This is a genomic window from Arthrobacter rhizosphaerae, assembly GCF_023062595.1.
Classification (GTDB): Bacteria; Actinomycetota; Actinomycetes; order Actinomycetales; family Micrococcaceae; genus Arthrobacter; species Arthrobacter rhizosphaerae.
On the sequence record NZ_JALLAN010000017.1, the window covers coordinates 18,709 to 34,348 of the forward strand.

At 60.6% G+C, this 15,640-nt stretch carries 15 protein-coding genes; 8 read left to right on the forward strand and 7 right to left on the reverse strand.

Annotation, left to right across the window (positions count from 1 at the left end; genetic code table 11):
- Positions 1 to 40: 40 nt before the first annotated feature.
- The 3 genes from MU551_RS19260 to MU551_RS19265 form a co-directional block, all read right to left on the reverse strand.
- A complete protein-coding gene (locus tag MU551_RS19260) occupies positions 41 to 1,213 on the reverse strand; it encodes a hypothetical protein (RefSeq protein WP_247048160.1) in 1,173 nt (390 codons plus the stop codon).
- Complete coding sequence (locus MU551_RS23670) at positions 1,198 to 1,755, reverse strand: DUF4365 domain-containing protein (RefSeq protein WP_372489899.1); 558 nt, start codon at positions 1,753 to 1,755, stop codon at positions 1,198 to 1,200. The genes MU551_RS19260 and MU551_RS23670 overlap by 16 nt, the downstream gene beginning before the upstream one ends.
- Before the next feature lie 63 nt (positions 1,756 to 1,818).
- Positions 1,819 to 4,974: a DEAD/DEAH box helicase gene (locus tag MU551_RS19265; RefSeq protein WP_247048161.1), complete on the reverse strand. Its 3,156-nt coding sequence runs from the start codon at positions 4,972 to 4,974 to the stop codon at positions 1,819 to 1,821.
- Between the two features lie 549 nt (positions 4,975 to 5,523).
- Between MU551_RS19265 and MU551_RS19270 the strand changes: the two genes are divergently transcribed.
- Positions 5,524 to 6,267, forward strand: coding sequence for a hypothetical protein (locus tag MU551_RS19270; RefSeq protein WP_247048162.1), 744 nt, complete (start codon positions 5,524 to 5,526; stop codon positions 6,265 to 6,267).
- 42 nt (positions 6,268 to 6,309) lie between these two features.
- On the forward strand, positions 6,310 to 6,555 hold the full coding sequence (locus MU551_RS19275; protein ID WP_247048163.1) for a hypothetical protein: 246 nt from the start codon (positions 6,310 to 6,312) through the stop codon (positions 6,553 to 6,555).
- Positions 6,556 to 8,581: 2,026 nt separating this feature from the next.
- On the opposite strand, the gene MU551_RS19280 is transcribed toward MU551_RS19275, so the two are convergent.
- From MU551_RS19280 to MU551_RS19290, 3 genes are read right to left on the reverse strand one after another with little or no spacing between them, the layout of a single operon-like run.
- Positions 8,582 to 9,349: an amino acid ABC transporter ATP-binding protein gene (locus MU551_RS19280; RefSeq protein ID WP_281507329.1), complete on the reverse strand. Its 768-nt coding sequence runs from the start codon at positions 9,347 to 9,349 to the stop codon at positions 8,582 to 8,584.
- Positions 9,346 to 10,329, reverse strand: a complete 984-nt coding sequence (locus MU551_RS19285; protein WP_247048164.1) for an amino acid ABC transporter permease — start codon at positions 10,327 to 10,329, stop codon at positions 9,346 to 9,348. The genes MU551_RS19280 and MU551_RS19285 overlap by 4 nt, the downstream gene beginning before the upstream one ends.
- A gap of 5 nt (positions 10,330 to 10,334) precedes the next feature.
- A complete protein-coding gene (locus MU551_RS19290) occupies positions 10,335 to 10,634 on the reverse strand; it encodes a type 2 periplasmic-binding domain-containing protein (RefSeq protein ID WP_247048165.1) in 300 nt (99 codons plus the stop codon).
- Between MU551_RS19290 and MU551_RS19295 the strand changes: the two genes are divergently transcribed.
- Positions 10,621 to 10,776: a helix-turn-helix domain-containing protein gene (locus MU551_RS19295; RefSeq protein WP_247048166.1), complete on the forward strand. Its 156-nt coding sequence runs from the start codon at positions 10,621 to 10,623 to the stop codon at positions 10,774 to 10,776. The two genes, MU551_RS19290 and MU551_RS19295, sit on opposite strands and share 14 nt — an antisense overlap.
- Positions 10,777 to 10,926: 150 nt before the next feature.
- Here MU551_RS19295 and MU551_RS19300 read toward each other — a convergent pair whose 3' ends face one another.
- Positions 10,927 to 11,556 (reverse strand): TetR/AcrR family transcriptional regulator, encoded by a 630-nt coding sequence (locus MU551_RS19300; RefSeq protein ID WP_247048167.1) that lies wholly within the window; start codon positions 11,554 to 11,556, stop codon positions 10,927 to 10,929.
- A 101-nt stretch (positions 11,557 to 11,657) separates the two neighbouring features.
- Here MU551_RS19300 and MU551_RS19305 point away from each other — a divergent pair, with 101 nt between their 5' ends.
- From MU551_RS19305 to MU551_RS19325, 5 genes are all read left to right on the forward strand, one after another.
- Entirely contained in the window at positions 11,658 to 12,446 is a 789-nt protein-coding gene (locus MU551_RS19305; RefSeq protein WP_372489902.1) for an SDR family NAD(P)-dependent oxidoreductase, read from the forward strand.
- Between the two features lie 75 nt (positions 12,447 to 12,521).
- Positions 12,522 to 13,379: a PhzF family phenazine biosynthesis protein gene (locus tag MU551_RS19310; RefSeq protein WP_247048169.1), complete on the forward strand. Its 858-nt coding sequence runs from the start codon at positions 12,522 to 12,524 to the stop codon at positions 13,377 to 13,379.
- Positions 13,376 to 13,636: a response regulator transcription factor gene (locus tag MU551_RS23390; protein ID WP_281507338.1), complete on the forward strand. Its 261-nt coding sequence runs from the start codon at positions 13,376 to 13,378 to the stop codon at positions 13,634 to 13,636. The genes MU551_RS19310 and MU551_RS23390 overlap by 4 nt, the downstream gene beginning before the upstream one ends.
- A gap of 270 nt (positions 13,637 to 13,906) precedes the next feature.
- On the forward strand, positions 13,907 to 14,368 hold the full coding sequence (locus MU551_RS19320; protein ID WP_247048170.1) for a MarR family winged helix-turn-helix transcriptional regulator: 462 nt from the start codon (positions 13,907 to 13,909) through the stop codon (positions 14,366 to 14,368).
- The gene (locus MU551_RS19325) at positions 14,365 to 15,624 is read left to right on the forward strand and encodes an MFS transporter (RefSeq protein ID WP_247048171.1); all 1,260 of its coding nucleotides are present in this window, start codon (positions 14,365 to 14,367) and stop codon (positions 15,622 to 15,624) included. The genes MU551_RS19320 and MU551_RS19325 overlap by 4 nt, the downstream gene beginning before the upstream one ends.
- The last annotated feature ends 16 nt before the right edge of the window (positions 15,625 to 15,640 follow it).

Below are 15,640 nucleotides of genomic sequence, written 5' to 3' on the forward strand. Positions count from 1 at the left end.
CATGCATACATCGCCTCCTTACCCGTCATAACTAAGAGACCTAGCCGAGTTCGTCCCCTCCGTAAATCACGCCAAATCCGCTCGGATTGCGAAGCACCCTACGATTGCCCACACTGTGGACATCGCCAGTGATTTCAACAATCTTGTCGGAGCTATGTGCCTCTGCAGCTACCAAATAATCCTCAGCGGTCAGCTCCACCCAATAATGTCCAAAGGAGTTCTCCGGACTATCAACATCTCGACCAGCAATTGTAATCTGCCCAGGGCCGTCGGAAGGGCCCTCGCGGACCAAGCGCACTACCACCCCGTGGATGGTCACGCCTTCATCCACGGCTTCACGCCTGAACTCCCGTCCCGCCCACGCTATGATCTCGAGCTCTGGCAATGAAATCTCAATTGGCTCTAGCCAGGCACCAACAGGCCTGCGAGTTGCCCAACGGAACCGAATCGACAGCGGACTCCGCCCGCTCGAGGAAGAAAGGTCTAACGCTTCACATAGGTTCGCCGTGACCCCCTGATTTATACGTTCACGAAACGGTTCGAGAGAACCGCCCTCCCGGTGCACTGTCTGTGCCGCGCTGACGGTAGCCATTGTCGATGAGTAAAGAAACTTAGTAGTGAGCCGGGAGTAATCATCTAGGCCATTCCCTCCAGGGATTTCATCAAACGAAAACGAATCTTGTCGTGGGTTATCTGCTATCGGGGTGGAAATGCGCCAAATGAAACTCCCAACTCCTGGAACAAGAAGATTGGTCGCAGAAATCAGGTCCTGTGCGCGACCTGGCTTTCGTCGCGGAAGAACTGCTTGCGGATGGCCAATTGCCACGCTGACTGCCGCGCTTTCGATCCATTTGCGGATCCCCTCCACAGCTTCCACACCATCTGAAAGGCGAGTTTCGCCTGGCTTCTCCCCAGGGAAGGTTCGGATCTCCTGGATGTCACGGTCCAAGTCCAGCACATCGCCAAGAATCTCTCTGTACGGCCGACTTTCTCGATCTTCGAGATTTCGTAACAGCTCCAGAATTCTAGTCCTAAAGGTTATTACTCGTGTGTGGCTTGGTAGCCATATCTCGCCGTCCTCGTCCGGCTTAGCCCAATAGCTACCGGAGCTTTCACTATCAACTTCCATCCAGCCCGATGATGCGAGGTATGCCCTAAGATTCTCAAGGGGAAAGCCTTCGATCGGCAATTGATGAACTACATCGATAGCCATTCGCAGGCCCTCTCCGAGTCTTCCAGAAGCACTTCGGACAATAGATTCGGAGTGAGCAATTGCGCAGTTGGTAGTGTCATTGATTTTGAGGACTGCTCTTGTCCTACTGGCTGACTTGACATTAGGTCGATCAGATATGCTTCATGGCTGAGGGCCAGCCCCTGATCTGTCATCGCACCGTAGCCATGAAGCCGTTCGGGTACAACCACAACGACTAGGTAACGTCGGATATCGAAGTCCACGCCCATGGACCCGCACAGTACGTCGTGGGCACCTGACTTGATCTCATACATGAGTCCGTCATCGTTATAAGTTCGAGAGGAGGTTGATTTGACCGAGACCTCGATGGTCTTGGAAGGCCAGGGGACATCTTTCCGACGTTCATATTTGATCTGGAGATCTATCCCGACCGGCTCTGGATCAGACTTACCAACGCTAAAGCCACTGGCGCTCGCAAGAGCTCGAACGTATTGCTCGGCATAGTGGCCCTGGCCCCGATTTCGGTAACCTCTGGCCGATCGCTGTGCAAGTGAAGTCGACAATGAACCCCCTGTTATTTATGCCACCATACTATGGACTGAGCTCTCCCTAGGGTGGGGTCCTCGTCATTGCGCCACTGCAGCCGCGGCCGCGTAGACATCCGCTGGCATCGGCCGGTGCAGTTTCCAAGTGATCGCAACCGGCTTTTCACCCGAGTGCTGCACGTAATCCACCTGCCCGAGACACGTATAAGGAACCGTCAGGCCGGTCTCGTCGTCCGCCGTATCCCTCGTGAAAATCAAGGCCTTCGAGCCATGCGAGGCCCGGTCCAGGTATCGCCTGCCTGTCGGGCTACCCGGCGAGGTGGCATTCTGCGATTCCCAATGGAACAGCTCAGGGCTGATGGCGTAGTCCTTGTACATCGTCGTCGCCGAGTGCTTCTTGTCGTCCTTGTTGAGGGTGACAAAGAAGGCATCCGTAGACGTCGCCGGGCACCATGCCACGCCCTCGCGGTGCTGCACGTTTTTGCCCAGCTCCAGGGAACCATACTGCAGCGCGGCCAGCACCTCTTCGCGCCGATAAGTCGCGTGCGAGAGCAGTGGAACGTGTTGCAGCCCCGAGCCGAGGCTCTTGGCAGCGTGCTTGGAAGCAGCCACCCCGAGTTTCACGACCTGGCGGATCTCGCTGCAGACAAACTGGTAGCCGCGCAGATGGTCCAGTCCGGCGTCGTACGTCTGAAAACCGCCGCCGTCGTCCCAGAAGGTGTAGAACAGCATCCTCGCGAATGTCTGCTCACGCATGCCAAGCTCCGCGTAGCGTGGCGCATCGGGGCCGACCAGCATCGAGTACGCCTCGGCACGTTCCGGATCGTCCACATGGATGAGCGCCGCCATGCGGCCCAGCAGCTTCTTCTCGTTTGTATCGGTTAGCTCCTGGACTTTGCCGCGGAACACAGCCTCCAAAGATGAGAATCCCTCGATCAGGCCGGCCTGGCGCAGGTATCCGGTCCATGAGTCTCTGGTGGAACGGTAGATGGACTTCAAGTCATTCCCCGACTGCTCGAGATAAGCCTCGAGCTCCGTCTCCGCATACGACGCTATATCCCGGACTAGCTGCGCCTTGTTGAACCGCAGCTGCGCCTTGATATTGTCCAACACCACCTTCTGCGCCACGCGGTCAAGCACAATCTGAGATCCTGATGGCAAGTAAGGGAACTCGTCCTCGACAGCCTTTTCCAATTCCCTGCGTCCGAAGCCGGTGAGAGCCCGGTAACGCAGATCGAAGCGAAACTCACGCCGCTGCTGGCCGATGAAGTCCATGACCGTCAGCACCGCCTTGCCCTCGGCACGGCGCAGCCCCCGCCCCAACTGCTGCAGGAAGATGGTGGCACTCTGAGTAGGGCGAAGCATCAGGATGGTGTCCACCTGCGGCAGGTCCAAACCCTCGTTGAAAAGATCCACCGTGAAGATACAGTTGATCTCCAGCTCCCCAAGACGTGACAGCGCAAGCGCACGTTCGGCGTCGTTCGTTCCTCCGTGGACGGCGACCGAAGCGATCCCTGCCCGGTTGAACACCTCCGCCATGTAGTGCGCGTGCTGCACCGAAACGCAGAAGCCCAGAGCCCGCATCTGTTTGGTGCCGGTGACCTTGTCCCGGAGTTCGCGGATCACCTTTGCGGCGCGGGCGTCGTTGCCGGTGTACAGGCGGTCGAGCTGGGCGGTGTCGTAGTTGCCGCGCTTCCATTCCAACTGGCTCAGGTCGACGTCGTCCGAGACGCCGAAGTAATGGAACGGCACCAGCAGGTCTGCGTCCAAGGCGTCCCAGAGACGCAGTTCGCTCGCAGTGCGGCCGTCGAAGAACTGCTGGGCCACATTGACACCGTCCCCACGTTCCGGCGTCGCCGTCAGTCCCAGCAGCTGTTGCGGCTGAAGGTGGTCCAACAGCCGGCGGTACGTGGGCGCCATCGCGTGATGGAACTCGTCGATGACGACGACGTCGAAGGAGTCAGAAGCCAGCTTGTCGATGCCCAGAGAGTTGAGCGACTGGACTGAAGCGAATAGGTGCTTCCCCTGTTCGGGTTTGTGGGCACCGACGTAGAGCTCTCCGAATGCGCCGTTCTGCATGACGTCGCGGTAGGTGCGCAGAGATTGCTTCAGGATTTCCTGGCGGTGGGCGACAAAGAGCAGTTTCAGCTCCCTGCCGGCAGTCTCGCACAGACGTTTGTAGTCCAGGGCTGCGATGACAGTTTTGCCGGTTCCGGTCGCCGCCACGAGGAGGTTCCGGTTGTAGCCCTTGAGCCGTTCCGCTTCCAGGTCCTCAAGCATTTCTTCCTGGTGGAGGTACGGCTGGACCTCGAGGCCGGTGGCGGCATCCGGGGCGGCTGTCCGCCGCCCCCCGTTGCGTTCGAGCGCGGCATCGAGCTTCTCAACGTCGCGCTCCGGATCATAGCTCTGGAATGCGCGTTGTTCCCAGTAGCTGTCGAAGGTGACCTCGAACTTCTGCAGCAGGGTAGGCGTTCCAACAGAGCTAAGCCGTACGTTCCATTCCAGGCCGTCCAGCAGGGCAGCCTGACTAAGGTTTGAACTCCCGACGTAGGCCGTGTCGAAGCCCGTATCCCGGCGGAAGAGCCAGGCCTTGGCGTGGAGCCGGGTGGCCTGCGTTTCGTAGTTGATTTTGACTTCGGCGCCGTAGCGGTTGACGAGCTCATCGATGGCCCGGCGCTCCGTGGCACCCATGTAAGTGGTGGTGATGACTCTAAGTCGGGCGCCGCGCTCCTGGAGTTGTTCGAGGGCTGGCTGAAGGAGGCGGAGGCCGGTCCACCGCACGAACGCGCACAGGAGGTCGACTGTGTTGGCAGACTCGATCTCCGCTCGTAGCTCAGCTGCGAGGTTCGGCTCGTCCTTGCTGTTTGTGAGCAGTGCCGCGTCTGACAACGCGGTACTGGGGCGCCGGAGGTTGCGGCGCTTGAGGGTGTCCGGACGGTGTAGTGAATGTAGTTGGGTGGGACCTTCGGAGATCCGGTCGTGGTGCTGCAGCTCTTGGAGGAGCTTGTTTGCAATTGCTACACGCTCCATCGGCTTGGCTCCTACGAGCGCGTTGCGGACGGCGACGGCGATGTAACGAGAGAGGATGTCGGGGCTATCCTCGTCGTCGACGGACTCGACATGAGGGTTAAGCTCATGTGTCCTGAGTAGGATGGCGGTCAGCGCATCTGTAGTAAGCAGCTCGTAAAGCCCTTCTGGCAGCTGACCAGCTACCGATCCCCCATCGGATGCATTCATTTGGCCAGAGTATGCGACCACGAGCCATTCCAGAAACTCTGGGGCGACGATAAGAACAACGTCACGCTTGATCCTTGGCGTTGGCCGCTGCGTCTGTACATCCGATGTGGAGTAGAACAGTCGTGAGCCAAGTGCGTCGGACGCCACGGGCCTGCTGGTGTCGTTGCGGCTGCTCGGGATGGACAATTTTAATGCTTCATCCGAAACGCCCCAGTCAGCTGTGCTCTCGCCGTCCCAAGACATTCATGTGCTCAAGCGCAGGCATTTCTCAGCCCTTCAGCCCGTAGTAAACCAAGGGACGGCGATTGTCGCTAGGCGTGGAGCGGCGATCCCAGCTGTTGACAGCGGTTCAGGGACGTGACCTGACGGGGGTGGCGGATCCTAGTCTTTTATTTGTGTGCCTCACGTTTCCAGACCAACTGTCCCGGTAGTGTCTTCCAGGAACCTCAACTGGATGGAAGACAGGAATCATGAAGGAATCTACGGAGCGCCGCATCCTCACTACTGACTCCAGGCGGGGCACCTGGCTCGATTGCACAGGTAACTGATATGGCCGGGACCAAGGACCCATCCAACCTTCACGGTTTTGCCCGAGGCGCAGCTGCAATAATCGGGCTAATTGTCCTCGGCGCCGGCGTCCTAGCCGTTTTTACGGTCGTTAGGGACTGGGGCCCGATCACTCTCCTTATCATCGGCGCCGTCCTCTTGCTCCTCGCCCTCGTCGGTCGTCCGCCCCGACTTAAATGGGAAGGGAAGGAGGTCGAATGGCCTGCTGCCGAGGTCGGTGCCGTTCTTGCCGATCATGCCGAAGACCTACCTGCAGCAGATCGCGATGCCCTGCTGGACGAACTTTCGCGGATTTCCCCCGAGACCGCCAACCCGGTGCTGCAGGCGATGCTGGCAGAGACGAGGATAATGGCGTTGCTGGAGCGCGGACTTCCGGAAGGCACTGAGTTGCTGCCCAGCAGTGAAACCCAGAAATACGTGCAGGTCGGCGGCAACCTGCTCGTGGATGGCGTCCTACGAGACGAGACAGGAAAGCAAGTGCTTGTTGAGGTCCGCGGCGGAGGGAGGCTCCCGACCTCACTCATGGACGCACTTGACAGGATCAAGAAGCTAGACGCGACTCTCGTCGGAGGGCTCCTCGTCACCGAACGGATGCCTCCGAAGCTAATCCGCGACCAATATGCTGCACGTGGCTGGCACGTGCATGTCGTCGATCAGTCCAATCTTGACGTGGCCGCCCTTCAAACCGCCATCTGGTCGGCATTCAATTCTTCTGGTCAGGTCTAAAGACGACTTCTATGATGGCGAGTCCAGCCCCGAGCGACTGGAGTGACGCAAGATCTGATTGGCAATGAAGCCCTCCTGTCTACGAACCGCCACGTCTTTGGCAATGCCGCCGGGTACACTCTGCCCGAGCCGGCGCTCGAACGGCTCCAGGCCGCCAACCATCAATTCCTTAAGCAAACGGAGCAGCCGGAGGGCGAAGTCATGGTTGGCCGGCAGCAGGCCGCTGAGCTGTACGAGCTCCGGCTGGAAAGCGACTGTCTCCGTTGCGACTCAGCTTCCAACAAATAGCAGCGGTCAATCCAAAAGAGCTGCGTCCAGCCCGCAAGGAAGAGTCAATCAGATTGCGCTGCTGACCACCAAGGAGCGTCCCCCGGTCCACCGGGACTTCTCTGACCGGAACGCCACCCCTGAATACTGACAGAAATTCCATGCAATGAGCGAGAATCTATGGCCGCGTTTTGGGGTTCAAAGGGCTTGAAAGCTCCGCGGTTAATCCTGTGCGTCAACGGTTTCAAGGACATGGGAACCGCATCGGAACAACGCTACATGGGATTGTCCAGAGCACGTACCCTGCTTGTCGTCGTTGGCGATTCCCAACTGATGGAACAGGCGGGCGGCAGAGGCTGGCAAGGACCCTCTCCGGTGCTCAAAATTGGAAGCCGATGGCTGGACCAGAATAGGATGAATTGAGGGGCCGAATGCCGAGGCTTCTCTTGCCGCACGCGGAACGCTCCTTCAAGGATGAAGTTCTACGGGATTCCTCGCCTCCCTAACTCCTCAAGCCTCGAGCGCAGAGCCGCTGGGCTTTGCTCCCGGACCGGTGTACGCAGCGGAAGCGTCGCCGCCCGCTGCTGGTCCCCGCCGCGGCGCTCCCAGTCAGCGCGCTGCGGTACTACATAGCCTGCACGATCAGCAACAAGAGTGGTTTTAGAGTAATCGCCAGACACTCGCACAAGTCGCTGTTGGGCGGAATAGCCGAATCGCCCACCAGGGACCGCATTGTCGCACCGTCCTGTTAACGTTGTCGCTGCACCCATATGACACCAGTACACCGGTATTTCCGCGCTAGTTTAGAGCCGGCAGTAAAACCTACAAAGGAGGAAAGATATTGGCCGAATTTATTGCGTACGCATTTTGGCTATCCGTTGGTCTCGGACTCGTATTATTTGCCGTATGGGCGACTTTTGCCTGCGGTTCAAGCCCGACTTTCGGGACTAAAAAATACGGGCTTACGAAGGGGGAGACCAGATTTCTCAGAATTCCTGATTGGCTTCCCGGAATTGTATCTCGCCCCTTGCCTGCAACCATCGAAATCGGTCCAAATTGGACCGCGGTGGAGAGAACCTTCGGTTCGGCCACACGAACAGCAGCACGTTGGAACGCCTCTCTGACTGCAGTGCCTCTCGCCACCTCTCTGGGCATCTTTCTGTGCGGAACCATCCATATGGCAGCCGCTCTTGCTTGGGGATTCAACTGGGATTCTTTCAGATTTGAACCGGATTTCGAGCTTTTTGCGGGGTTCGGAGTCTTCTTGTTCTCGTGCTCGCCATTCGTTGTTACGTACATCCTGCATGACTCCCGGTGGAGAGCTAGAGCCCCATTTGAATGGCAATACGTCCAGGAGTGCCTGTGGCTGATGCACCACACTCAGGCTGCATGCGACAAAGGCGACCACTACCCGCCGTTCGCATCACTCGACCGCATCGAACGGCTGCTCATTAACAGGTTCTTGCCCTCTAATGGACTCGCATCCCCGAGCCGAAACACAACCCACACCCTGTGGCTCGCGCGAATCCAATCATTAATAAAAGATAAGGCGCACCTTCATGCCACTCCTAACGCAACTGATCCGCAAATAGTCTATGGATGGATTGAACAATCGGCGGCAGTAGTGTCTACGCCTGTTCAGAAACCATTTCGTCTGAGTCTCTCACGTCCGAACTTCGCCCTGGCGTTAAACAAAACGAATCCCTTGCCGGAATCTGGTATGCCTGAGCCACGCTATCTCTATCACACCGTAGCTCTCCTCGTCCTAGTCTCAGCCCTGATGGGCGCTTTGTCCTTACTCGACGAAACAGCGTTCGGAAGTGACTCAATATCTCAACGCACGGACCAAATACTGAAGATAATTGGCACTGCCGCCACAATCTTCATTCCCGCGGCGTCCTTGTACCTCAACTGGAAACGCGGAAAGAACTAGCGCCGTCAATCGGCATGGCCTGAAATCGCAGCCCGCCGCCGTCGTCCTCCCCTGAAAAATGCACTAATTACCACCCAAAGAACAGCAACCAGAACCTAGGCGGGCACCAAACCCTCACAGCACCTTAGACAGGAACGCCTTGGTCCTTTCCTGCTGTGGGTTGCCCAGCAGCTCACGGGGCGGGCCTGATTCCACCACTACGCCGCCGTCCATGAAGGCGATGGAGTCCGCGACTTCCCGGGCGAAGCCCATCTCGTGGGTCACCACGATCATGGTCATTCCGCTCGTTGCCAGTTCCTTCATCACATCCAGCACCTCGCCCACCAGCTCCGGATCCAGGGCACTGGTCGGTTCATCGAAGAGCATCAGCTTGGGGTCCATCGCCAAGGCTCGGGCGATGGCCACCCGCTGCTGCTGCCCGCCGGACAGGTGCGCCGGGTAATGGTCCGCCTTGTCCCCCAGCCCCGCGCGCTCCATGAGCTCCCGGGCACGCAGGGTGGCCTGGGCCTTCGGGATCCGTTTCACCCGCATGGGCGCCTGGATGATGTTTTCCAGGGCGGTCATGTGCGGAAACAGGTTGAAGCGCTGGAACACCATCCCGATGTCCCGGCGCTGGATCGCCGCTTCCTTGGGCCGCAGCTCGTGGAGCTTACCGCCCTTTTGCCGGTACCCCACCAGCTGCCCCTCCACGAAGAGGCGGCCGGCGTCGATCTTTTCCAGGTGGTTGATGCAGCGCAGGAAGGTGGACTTGCCGGAGCCGCTGGGCCCCACGACGCACAGCACCTCACCGGTCTGGACCTCCAGGCTGATGCTGCGCAAAACATTGTTCGAACCGAAGCTCTTGGATACCCGGTCCGCCTGGACCATTGCTGTAGTGCTCATCCCTTGCCTCCCATTTCGTTGCCGAGCGGCGCCGCCGTGACAGCCGCCACCGCGGGGTCCATGTCCGCCGTCGGGCCTGTTTGCCGCCGCCCCGTGCCACGGGAGAACCGCTTTTCGATGAAGTGCTGGCCCACCATGAGGACGGAGGTGAACAGCAGGTACCAGATGGACGCCACGATCAGCAGCGGGACCGGCGTAAAGGTCACCGCGGAGATCCCGCGGGACACCCCGTAGAGGTCGATCTGAGCGGAATGGCCGCCACCAGCGACGTCGACTTCAGCATGGAAAATTTCCTCATTGCCCGTGGGCGGAATAATGATCTTCATGGCCTGCGGCACCACCACATAACGCATGGTCTGCCCCCAGGACATCGCGAGCGCCGTGGACGCCTCCTCCTGGCCTTCGTCCACAGACAACAGCCCCGCCCGGACAATCTCGGACATGTAGGCGGCCTCATTGAGCGCCAGCCCGATCACCGCGGTGATGAAGAGGTTGGTGAACACGCCGTTCTCAACGGTGATCCACGGCTCCATGAACGGTATCCCGATAGTGAACACCGGGTAGATCAGCGCCACGATGCCCCAGAACACCAACTGCACGTACACAGGGGTCCCCCGGAAGATCCACAGGTGCAGCCAGGCGATGCTCTTGACCACCGGGTTGGGTGAGAGCCGCATGATGGCAAGCAGAAGCCCCAGGATGATGGCGGCGATCATGGACAGGACGGTGAGCGCCAGCGTCACCCACGCCGCCTGGCTAACCCGGCGGTCGAAGATGTACTTGCCCACGTCCGCCCAGCCGTAGTCGGGCCACTGGGCGGCGTCCACGATGAACAGGGCGATCAGGAACACCAGCACAACTGCGATGGCGATCCGCCAGGGGTGACGCAGGGGAACCGCCACAATGGCGTCCCCCTGCGTTTCAGTTCCGCTTGAGGCGGGGTTCGGCCGGGTCGCCTCAGCAGGCTTGGAAACAGTCACTCCGGTTACCCGTTCGACGACGCGACGTTGAGCGCCGCCGTCTTCACGCCGCCGCTTTCCACGCCCCACTTCGACAGGATCTTGGTGTAGGTGCCGTCGTCGATCAGGGCCTGGAGTGCCTTCTGCAGCACCGGGGAGAATTCGCTGTCCTTATCCACTGGGATTCCGTACGGGGCCACTTCGAAGGCATCCCCGGCGGTCTGCAGCTTCTCCTTGGTCTGGGAGATCGCATACAGGGTGACCGGCGAGTCAGCACTCATCGCGTCCACCTGGCCGACAACCAGGGCGTTGGTGGCCAACGCCATTGTGGCCGCCGAGCGTCTGGGCCTCCACGTCAATACGGTCCGCTACCGTCTGTCCCGCGTGGGCACTCTGTTCGGACTCAACCTCGACGATCCGGAGACTCGGCTGCTTTTGTGGCTCCAGCTGTGGGCCCGGAACAACTGAGCCTGGGCAGCGGTTGATCCTGACTGTCGCTGCATGAATTCGTACTTGTGGTCAGCGCAGGCGTTAGGCAATTACCGAGAAGCTAGATCTTTCACCGGGATCTCCAGGAAGCAGGAAACAACCCGGCAGGATCCGAATAGCCCTTCGCGGTCAGGCCAACCCCGTCTTCACGGACACGTGGGGCGCCGGCATGCCTGTGGCCATTCCCGCCCACAACAGGTCGGTTGTCGCAACAATCAGAGAGTCGACGGATGTTCCATCCAGGAGATTGCCCGCCGCCAGCACAGCGGCTCCGTGCAGGCTCACGAAGCATACGAGGGCCAGCATCTCGCAGTCGCCTGGAGCCAACTCCCCGGCGCCCTGGGCTTCGGCAATGACGGCTCTGGCTACCCTTATTCCGTCTTCGCCGATGCTCCGGAGTTCATCGCTGGCATCGGGGTGGTGCTTGGTGGAGTGCATCACCGCCAAGAGGACCGGGTGGGAGACCGCGAAATCCACATAGGCCCTTGCGATCCGGACAAACCGTGAACGATGGTCTCCGGCAGCTTCAGACGCTCCAATAATTCGGGCGTTCATGCCACGGAAGCCGTCAAGGGCGAGGGCATCGAGAAGCGCTTGCTTGTCACGGAAATGCTTACCGGGCGCCGCGTGGCTCACGCCCAGGTCGCGCGCGAGTTGCCGCAGGGAAAGTCCGTCGACCCCTGCTTCTTCAATGAATTCCGCTGCCCGGGCGAGCAACGCCTCGCGGAGCTTGCCGTGATGGTAGGGCTGACTGGTCATGCGATCAGTGTATCGGAATGTAGGCGTTGACAACAAAGTTGTCACTGCCTACTATGTTGACATTGGCTACAAAAGTGGCCGCGACACGGATCGGATTCACCATGACCATGACCTATACCGGAACTACGGCACTCATCACTGGAGCGAGCTCCGGGCTTGGAGCCGAGTTTGCCGAGCGGTTTGCAGCGCGCGGGGCCAACCTTGTGCTGGTCGCACGGCGGACCGACAGGCTTGAGGATCTCGCCCGGAAGCTTCGCACCGCCCACGGCATCTCGGTCACAACGCTCTCGAAGGACTTGAGCCGGCAGGGAGCCGGTGCGGAAGTCCGCGATGAGCTTGCCGGCCAGGGCATCCACATCGACACCCTGATTAACAACGCAGGCTTCGGCACGAGCGGTCCATTGGTCGAGGAGGACCCTGCGGTTATCGCCTCGGAGATCTCCCTCAACGTGGCCTCTCTCGTTGACACCACGCGGGCGTTCCTCCCCGAGATGCTCGCCGAAGGGAAGGGGGCCCTGATCAACGTGGCCAGCACTGCAGCTTTTCAGCCAGTGCCCGGCATGGCGGTCTACGGAGCAACCAAAGCCTTTGTCCTAAGCTTTACTGAAGCCTTGGCATATGAGACGAAGGATTCCGGCCTTCGTGTACTCGCGCTCTGCCCGGGGGCAACCCGCACCGAGTTTTTCGATGTGCTCGGTAGCCAGGCCGCAGCGGTGGGCCGGCTGCAGAGCGCCAGCGCCGTCATCGACACTGCCCTGCGCGCTCTCGATCGCCGCAATACGCCGGTTAGCGTCGTCTCAGGCTTTGGAAATCGCATGCTTGCCGGACTGGCCCAGCGCCTCCCGCGACACATCTCCCTCGCCATTGCCGGCAGAGCCGTGCAGGACTAGTGCTACAGTCGCATTTCGCTTCGCTCTGCTGTTCTCCACCCGCCCGTATGCTCATAACCCATCGAGGATGTACCAATGAATGAGACTTCCGGTGTACTTCGCTATGCCGCCTTCGCCACGACCCGCGGCGGAGGAAATCCGGCGGGACTGGTATTGGATGCAACCAGTCTCGATGATTCACAGATGCAGGTCATCGCGGCCGACGTCGGATATGCGGAAACGGTGTTTGTCACCGAGGCCGGAGTTGACGGTGACTCGCGGCGAAACCGTGTGCGGTACTTCTCCCCGATTGCCGAGGTGCCGTTTTGCGGTCATGCCACAATTGCCCTGGCTGTCGCGCTGTCGAGGGTACACGGTACGGGAACCTTTATGTTCGATACGCAGGTTGGGCCAGTCTCGATCGAATCTGCCGGCCAGGGAGCTGACCTCACGGCGTCCTTTACGAGCGTGGAGCCTCGCGTGGCCGAGTTCCCGACAGGTGTTCTGGATACTTTGCTCGGGTTGCTCGGCGTGGGCCGGGACGAACTGCACCCCGGCTACCCCCCGATGGTTGCCTATGCCGGGAACTGGCATCCCATACTGGTCTTCGCTGACCGAAAGACCTATGACTCCTTCGACTTCGACCCGGAGCCCATGCGCACGCTGATGGACGCCCAGGGTTGGGCCGGTACTGTCACCACGCTATGCGAGGTTGGAGCGGGCGAGTTTGACTCGCGCAATCTCTTCCCGGTGGGAGCCATCACTGAAGATCCGGCGACAGGTTCGGCTGCCGCCGCTTTCGGTGGATACCTCCGACTGCTCTCGCTTGTGGAAGCACCCAGCGGGGTGGTGGTTCTCCAGGGGAGCCACGTCGGACGTCCGAGCAGACTCACCATTGATATTCCATCACTCGGCGGGATCATCGTGCGCGGAGGAGCCGTCGAGATCGCCTGAGCCGTACGAGACCCTGTACTGGTCATCCCGGGAGTGGCTGGCACTGTTTCCCAGCGGCCCCCAGCCTTACGCAGACCTTCCCCTGCCAGCAGGTCGCCGAACTCATCCTGAGAGGGCATGCCACCCACCGCGTAGCCCACAGGCTTGAGATTTCGCCGTATACGGCCCAGGAGCACCTGCGCCACATTTTCGCCAAGGTGGGCGTCGCCAGCCGCGGGGAACTCGTGGCTGCCCTCATCTTGGAGCGAAGCGAGTAATGCGCCCCTTCACAGCATCAGGATATCGAGATCCTCGAAATGAGACTCACCACTTGCGTCGGCATAGATCCTCATAAACGACACCATCGCAACTCCTCGGGTTGACGCGCTGAGGGCGGCTGCAAACTGATGCCTCTATTCTCTTCAGTCCGCTCGGTTGAAGCCAGCGCAGCTGCCAGCCAGTTGCCACCCTCCCGAACCAGGAGCATAATGGTTAGCGTAGCTAATTAGCACTGCTAAGCATTTCAACAAAGGAGGAGCAGCCGCTCCATGAGCATCACCGAAACGTCGAACCTGGGCCCAAGAGACAGCATCAAGCCGGACGTCCTGGCCATCGATCTTCGAACCGCAGTGATGCGCACTTCCCGCAGGCTCCGTGTCGAGGCAACCGGTGACGTCATCACTCCCGGCCAATACACGGTCCTTGCCCAACTCAACGCCAATGGCCCGCAAACCCTCCGCACACTGGCCGAACGCGAGCACGTGCAGGCACCCTCCATGACCCGGATCGTCAACGCCCTCACGGAGCAAGGCTTTGTCACCCGAACAGCCCACCCCAACGACGGCCGTCAGGTCCAGGTAGGAATCACCCTGGCCGGAAAGGCCGTCCTGGAAGAGGCCCGCGAACAGCGGACAGCCTGGCTGGCCCAACGCGTCGCCGGGCTCAGCGACGACGACCGCAAGATCCTCAGCCGCGCCGCCCACATCATGCAGGAGATGGCCGGCAAATGAGCGCCATGTTCCGGGCCCTGGAAAATCCCAACTACCGCATCTGGGCCAGCGGGGCGCTGGTTTCCAACGTCGGCACCTGGATGCAGCGGGTGGCTCAGGACTGGCTGGTCCTGACCGTCCTCACCAACCACTCGGGCGTCGCCGTCGGCATCACCACAGGCCTTCAGTTCCTTCCCATGCTGCTGCTTGGACCGTACGGCGGCGTGCTGGCCGACAGGTACCGCAAGCGCACCATCCTGCTGTGGACCCAGCTGGCCATGGGCCTCTGCGGCCTGGCCATCGGACTCCTGGTGGTCACCGGCACGGCCGAACTCTGGCACGCCTACCTCGCCGCCCTCTGCCTGGGACTTGCCAGCGCCATCGACGCACCGGCACGCCAATCCTTCGTCTCCGAACTCGTGGGGCAGGACAACATCGCCAACGCGGTTGCCCTGAACTCAGCTTCCTTCAACACCGCCAGGCTCACCGGTCCCGCCATCGCCGGCGTCCTGATCGCCTGGGTGGGCACCGGACCCGTGTTCCTCCTGAACGCGGCCAGCTTCGCCGCCGTCATCATCTCGCTGTTCCGGATCCGCACCTCGGAGCTGGCACCAGCCTCGCCCGCCGTCCGCGGCAAGCATCAGGTTGCCGAGGGCATCGCCTACGTGCGCCGCCGCCCGGATCTGGTGCTGATTCTCGTTCTGGTGGGCCTCCTTGGTGCTTTCGGTATGAATTTCCCCATCACCAATGCACTCATGTCCACCACCGAGTTCGGAGTGGGAGCGGGCGAGTTCGGGCTTCTGGGCTCCATCATGGCCGTCGGCACGCTGGCCGGTGCGCTGTTCGCGGCCCGCAGGGCCGGACCACGGCTGCGGTTCCTGCTCGGCGGGGCACTGGGGCTCGGGTTCTTCACGCTGGTCGCCAGCGTGTCGCCGTCGTTCTGGCTCTACGCGGCAGTCCTGATCCCTGTGGGCCTGGCGTCCATCACCTTCCTGAACAGCTGCAACACCAGCATCCAGCTCTCGGTGGAGCCGCAGTTCCGGGGGCGCGTGCTGGCCCTGTACCTGGCCGTACTTCAGGGCGGAACTGCCCTGGGGGCTCCCCTGATGGGATGGATCGGCAGCGAATTCGGCGCGCGGTGGTCCGTGGCCGCAGGCGGCATCATCGTCCTGCTGGCCGGCCTGGCCGCCGTGATCGTGGTCAGCCGGAGGAACCGGCTGACCTTCCGGGATGCGCTCCGGGTCGCGTTCAACAGGAACAGGCAGCCCGCCGTTTAGGGATCGACGACGGCGG

Excerpts from the sequence above, each read along its gene's own strand:
- MU551_RS19260 (WP_247048160.1), bottom strand. The coding sequence starts at position 1,213 with ATGGCTATCGATGTAGTTCATCAATTGCCGATCGAAGGCTTTCCCCTT.
- MU551_RS19265 (WP_247048161.1), bottom strand. The coding sequence starts at position 4,974 with ATGAATGCATCCGATGGGGGATCGGTAGCTGGTCAGCTGCCAGAAGGG.
- MU551_RS19270 (WP_247048162.1), top strand. The coding sequence starts at position 5,524 with ATGGCCGGGACCAAGGACCCATCCAACCTTCACGGTTTTGCCCGAGGC.
- MU551_RS19280 (WP_281507329.1), bottom strand. The coding sequence starts at position 9,349 with ATGAGCACTACAGCAATGGTCCAGGCGGACCGGGTATCCAAGAGCTTC.
- MU551_RS19290 (WP_247048165.1), bottom strand. The coding sequence starts at position 10,634 with ATGGCGTTGGCCACCAACGCCCTGGTTGTCGGCCAGGTGGACGCGATG.
- MU551_RS19300 (WP_247048167.1), bottom strand. The coding sequence starts at position 11,556 with ATGACCAGTCAGCCCTACCATCACGGCAAGCTCCGCGAGGCGTTGCTC.
- MU551_RS19305 (WP_372489902.1), top strand. The coding sequence starts at position 11,658 with ATGACCATGACCTATACCGGAACTACGGCACTCATCACTGGAGCGAGC.
- MU551_RS19310 (WP_247048169.1), top strand. The coding sequence starts at position 12,522 with ATGAATGAGACTTCCGGTGTACTTCGCTATGCCGCCTTCGCCACGACC.
- MU551_RS19320 (WP_247048170.1), top strand. The coding sequence starts at position 13,907 with ATGAGCATCACCGAAACGTCGAACCTGGGCCCAAGAGACAGCATCAAG.
- MU551_RS19325 (WP_247048171.1), top strand. The coding sequence starts at position 14,365 with ATGAGCGCCATGTTCCGGGCCCTGGAAAATCCCAACTACCGCATCTGG.